Origin of the sequence: Achromobacter sp. UBA5777 (assembly GCF_002418565.1) — a bacterium.
In the GTDB taxonomy this organism is placed as follows: Bacteria; Pseudomonadota; Gammaproteobacteria; order Burkholderiales; family Burkholderiaceae_B; genus Achromobacter; species Achromobacter animicus.
Genome location: NZ_DIEJ01000120.1, coordinates 1 through 5,205, shown reverse-complemented (window position 1 = coordinate 5,205; position 5,205 = coordinate 1). Strand labels below are relative to the sequence as shown.

Genomic DNA, 5,205 nt, shown 5'->3' with positions numbered 1-5,205 from the left:
GCGGGGGCCCCCACGCCGGTTGCGCGCGGTCACCGTTGGCGGGCCGCGCCGCCTCCGCCGCCTGCTACGCGCCGTATCGCGCCTGCAACTCGGCGAACGACGCCAGTTCCCCTGCCAGCGCGCTCGCCATGACGGTGGGCGGGCTGGCGAGCCAGACGCTGCCCGGCCCCGATCGGCCCGGAAAATTCCGGTTGATGGCGCTGATCGTCACCTGAGACGCCTCGGTGGACGACCCCGGCCCGCAGTTCGCACACGCGCCGCACGACGGCTGCAGGATGCGCGCGCCCACGGCGGCGAAGGTCTTGTCGTAGCCCTGCGCCACGCAGTAGTCGCGCACGGCGGTGGTGCCGTACTGCAGATACAGCGTCACGCCGTCCGGCAGCCGCAATCCCCGCGCCACCGCCCACGCCAGCACCTGATGGTAGTAGTCGAAATCCTCGCGCTTGCCGGCCGTACAGGAGCCGCCATACGCGATGTCGATGCGCGGCCGCGCGCTCAGGGTGGACAGCGGCACGCCATTGCCCGGATCGCCGGGCGATGCGACCAGCGGCGACAACGCCGCGCAGTCCACGCGCAGGACGGCGGCGTAGTCGGCGCCTGGATCGCTGCGCATCCACGGTTCGATGGCGGCGTCCACGCCGCGGCGTTCGCGCAGAAAGCGCGCCGTCTCGGCATCGGGTGCGACGATGCCCGTCAGCCCGCCCAGTTCGGCGGTCATGTTGGTCAGCGTGGCCCGCTCGTCGATGGACAGGCTGGCGATGGCCTCGCCGGCAAACTCGAACACCTTGCCTACGCCCGCACCCGCGCGGATTTCAGGCAGGGCCAGCAGGTGCAGCACGATGTCCTTGGCGGTAACGCCGGGCGCAGGCGCACCGTCCAGTTCTATGCGCAGCGAGGCCGGCAGCGTCAGCCGCACCGCGCCCGTGACGAACGCGTTCGCCATGTCGGTGGTGCCGACACCAAAGGCCACGCATCCCAACGCGCCGCTGTGCGGCGTGTGCGAGTCGGTGCCCACAACGACCTGCCCCGGCAGCGCGTAGTGTTCGGCCATCATGGCGTGCGAGATTCCGGCCACATTGGCGCCGGTATCGCGCGCTGCCTCGGCCTCCGTCAGCGTGCGGTGCTGGCGCAGGCCGTACGCCTCGGCGAAGTCGCGCTGCGCCTGGCACATGGCGCGCACGTTGGGCACGATGCCTGCGCGCACGTGGTTGGGGCTTTCTTCGACGTAGGACGTGTGGTCTTCGAACACCACGATGCGTTCGGGGTCCACCAGACGCAGGGGCCGTTTGACCCGCGCATGCAGCATATGGGCGGCCATGCCGGTGTAGTACTCATGGATGAAGCGCCAGTCCGCGCGCAGAAAGACGCCGTCGCCCTGCTGCGGTTTGGACGCAGTCGCATCGGTCTTCAAGAGATGGCGCCGGACGATCTTCTCGAAGAGCGTGAGCGGCAGCTCGACTGATGGTGCGGCCGAATCGGTGGTGGGATCAGTGGCATCCGACACGGCGGCTTCCGGCGCGCCAGCCGCCGTACCGTCCTCCTCGCGACGTCCACCCTTCAACGACACATCGCGCAACTGCGCCTGCCCGAAAGCCAGCAGCCCGCCGGCCTTCACGATGGCCGCCGCCAGCGCGTCGCGCCCGGCCACGATCTCATCCACCGTGATGCGCTCGCCCCCTTGCAGGCGCGCCACCAGCCCCATGTCGGTGCTGGTGTACAGCCCGATGTTGTCGGCGTTCTGGCGATAGATGCGCTCGAAGCTCTCGGCAATCACCAACCGCACGCCGGCGGACTTCTCTGCCATCGGGCTGTGCTCGCGCGACGAGCCCTTGCCGTACCGCTTGCCCGCGACGACGACGTTGATGCCCGACTGCCGGATCGCGTCGATGCCGATGGGCTGGGTGTCGCCCGCCCGGAAGCCCGTGTACGGATACCGGCCCAGTTTCTCGTCGAAGTGGGTCAGGATCGGCACCGGCGTGATCTCGTCAGTGGAGATGTCGTCGCGCAGCGGCGCGGCCTCGGGCAGCGTCAGCGCCGCGCCGCCCAGTTGCGCGGTCACGCGGGACGGATCCTGCGTCAGAAACAGCAGGCGGGCCGGGGCGTCGAGTACAGATACGGCAGTCATGGCAATCCGGTCATTCGATGGTGACGCCCGCCGCCTTGACGAGCGTCTGGCTCTTGGTGATCTCGGCGGCCAGCGTCTGCGCCGCCTGTTCCGCCGTGGTGCCCTGCGACACAAAGCCCTGCGGCGACAGCGCCCTGAGCACCGCCGGCTCCTGCATGGTCTTGTGCGTGGCGGTTTGCAGCTTTTGCACGATGTCGGCGGGCAACCCGGCCGGTCCGATCAGCGAGATCCAGGCGTCGTACGAATAGCCCTTCACGCCGGCCTCATCCAAGGTGGGCACGTTGGGCAGGATGGCCAGGCGCTCGGGCGTGCTGACCGCCAATGCGCGCAGTTTGCCCGCCTGCACCTGCGCCAGCACGGACGGCGTGGCCAGGAAGGCGACCTGGATCTGTCCCGACATCACGTCGGTGATCAGCGCGTTGCCGCCCTTGTACGGGATATGCATCATGTCCACGCCCGCCTTGGACTTGAGCAGCTCGCCGGCCAGGTGCAGCACGCTGCCCGTGCCGGACGAGCCGTAATTGATCTTGCCCGGCTGCGCGCGGGCGGCCTTCAGCAGGTCGTCCATCGTCTTGTACGGCGAGTTTTCCGCCACCACGACCACCAGCGGCGTCGTGCCGATGACGGAAATCGGCGTGATGTCCTTGACCGTGTCGTAGGGCAGGCTCTTGTACAGACTGGGGTTGATGGCGTGGTTGGACGACACGATGCCCAGGGTGTAGCCGTCGGGCTTGGCCGACACCAATTGGCGCGTGCCGGGGATGCCGGCCGCTCCGGCCAGGTTTTCCACGATCATGGGCTGGGCCAGCGTCTTGCCCAGGTTCTCGGCCACGACGCGCGCCACCACGTCGGCGGTCGAGCCGGGCGAAGTGGGCACGATCAGGCGGATGGGATGATCCGGGTAGCCGGCGGCGGACGCGGCAGCGGCCGCACACACGGCGCCAAGCGCGAGCGCACAGCTCGCGAGCAATTTGGTGGGGGTTATGATGTCTCCGTATAAGACGCAGCGGGGTCTGGATGCCCCGTACCGGCGATGAACGCGCTTTGACTATACGAAGACGGCCGTCAACCGCGAAGTGTCATATCGGCAGCCCCGCCATCGCGAACGGCGACGGCAGGGAACGACGGTGGCTGCGGCGGCGGATTGCGACGGCGGGTTCCGACGGCGGGTTCCGACGGCGGATCGCGACGGTGGCTGCGGCGGCAACCGCCTCGGACGCTGGGTGGTTTGCGGCGCAGCAGCGCCGCCGCAGACCCTCAGCCCTGCTGCGCCAAAAACCTGACCAGTTTGCTGGCGGTCGCCGACAACTGCGCCTGGCTCGGAAACACGATGCATAGCTGTCGACGTGCCCACGCATCAGAAAGGGGACGCACCACCACGTCCAGCGCCTGCAGATACAGCTCCGCGACCTGCTGCGGCATCACGGCGATGCCCAGACCGGCGTGTGTCATCCGGCACAGCGCGTCCAGGCTGGCCACGCGGATCTTCACCGACAACGTCTTGCCCAGCTCGGCGGCTCGCGCCGCCATCAATTGCGTCAACGCGCTGTTCTCGCGCAGGCCCACGAAAGTCTCGTCGGCGATGTCCTGCAGGCTGAGCTGACGCGCCGACGCCTTGGGGTGCGTGGACGGCAGCATGACGGCAAGCCGGTCGCGGCGGTAAGGCAGCTGTTCCAGCCCATCGGCGCCCGCAATCTGGTTGCAGATCCCGAAGTCGGCCGCCCGCTCGCGCACCAGGCGCAGGACGTCGGGGCTGTGCTGTTCTTCCAGGTCGATGTCCACGTCAGGAAACAGCCGCTGAAACGCCGCCACGTCCTCGGGCAGGAACTGCACGATGGCCGACAGGTTGGCCACCACCCGCACGTGCCCTTTCACGCCCTCATAGAAGCGCGACAGCTCCGCCCCCATCGCCTCGACGTCGCCGATGATCTGGCGCGCGTGGCGCAAGACAGTCTGCCCGGCGGGCGTCACCGAAACGCCGCGCGTGTGCCGCGTGATCAGCGGCAGGCCGATCAACGCTTCCATGTCGGCGATGCGCCGGCTGACGGCGGAAGGCGCGATGAACTCGCGCTCGGCCGCCCGCGCGATGCTGTTCTCCTGGCACACCGCCACAAAGAGGCGCAGCGAGGTCAGGTCGAGTTTGCGGAGGATGCTTTCCATGGCGGATCCAGCGGGCGGCGGGGACCAGCCCCCGCATTGACGGGGGATCGTACACCACGCCTCCCGCAACGCCAGCATGGTCAGGCGGCTCAGGTCGCGGGGCCGGGTCGCCTCGCCAGCGCGGTCAGGCCGCAGCTGCGCGCGATTGCCCCGTCCGCCAACTCAGGCCGCCAACCGCGCTTTGCCTGCGCGATACCGCTCCCACAGCGCCGCCTGTTTGCCGCGCGCCTGTTCCACGCTCTTTTCCTTCACATGCCCATACCCGCGAATCGCATCCGGCACGTTGGCCAGTTCCAGCGCCGCGTCGCGGTTGCCGTCGTCAAGCGTGCGGGCGAACTCCTGGGCCAACTCCAGATAATCCACTGCAAGCTGACGCTCCATGCGACGCTCGGCCGTCCTGCCGAATACGTCCAGCCACGTGCCGCGCACGCGCTTCATCGGTGCGAGCAATCGGAAGGCCGTTTCCATCCACGCCCCATACGCGCGCTTCTGCGGACGGCCCCGCGCGTCGCGGCGCGCCAACGCCGGCGGCGCCAGGTAGTAGCGCAGCGTGTAGTCGCGGCCCGGCTCGCCTTCGAACTGCGCGCGCAGCCGGTCTTTGAACGCGGGGTCGGCATGCAGGCGCGCCACCTCGTACTCGTCCTTATAGGTCATGAGCTTGGCCAGATTGCGGGCCACGGCGCGCGTGACCTCGTGACGCTTGTCGCCCAGCGCGGCTTCGCGGGTGCGCACCGCCGCCACGGCCGCCAGATAGCGCTGCGCGTACGCGTCGTCCTGGTAATCGCGCACGTGCGCCGCCAGCCGGTTGACCAGCGCATCCAGGGTTTCAGGCAGCGCCACCACACGCTCGGCCGCCGCCGGGCGCAGCGCGTCGGCGCCGCGATGCGCGGCCTGACGGCCCAGTTCGAAGGCGGCCAGGT

The 5,205-nt window shown here is 69.1% G+C and carries 4 protein-coding genes; all 4 read right to left on the bottom strand.

Annotated elements, in window-relative coordinates; translation table 11 throughout:
• Window positions 1-64: 64 nt before the first annotated feature.
• Window positions 65-2,125: an aconitase family protein gene (locus B3446_RS09145; RefSeq protein WP_291380239.1), complete on the bottom strand. Its 2,061-nt coding sequence runs from the start codon at window positions 2,123-2,125 to the stop codon at window positions 65-67.
• A 10-nt stretch (window positions 2,126-2,135) separates the two neighbouring features.
• Entirely contained in the window at window positions 2,136-3,062 is a 927-nt protein-coding gene (locus tag B3446_RS09140) for a tripartite tricarboxylate transporter substrate binding protein (protein ID WP_291380237.1), read from the bottom strand.
• A 320-nt stretch (window positions 3,063-3,382) separates the two neighbouring features.
• Window positions 3,383-4,285, bottom strand: coding sequence for a LysR family transcriptional regulator (locus B3446_RS09135; protein WP_191579101.1), 903 nt, complete (start codon window positions 4,283-4,285; stop codon window positions 3,383-3,385).
• A gap of 162 nt (window positions 4,286-4,447) precedes the next feature.
• Window positions 4,448-5,205: DUF6537 domain-containing protein (locus tag B3446_RS09130; protein ID WP_313494298.1), on the bottom strand; the 758-nt coding region annotated here is incomplete at its 5' end.

Excerpts from the sequence above, each read along its gene's own strand:
- B3446_RS09135 (WP_191579101.1), bottom strand. The coding sequence starts at position 4,285 with ATGGAAAGCATCCTCCGCAAACTCGACCTGACCTCGCTGCGCCTCTTT.
- B3446_RS09145 (WP_291380239.1), bottom strand. The coding sequence starts at position 2,125 with ATGACTGCCGTATCTGTACTCGACGCCCCGGCCCGCCTGCTGTTTCTG.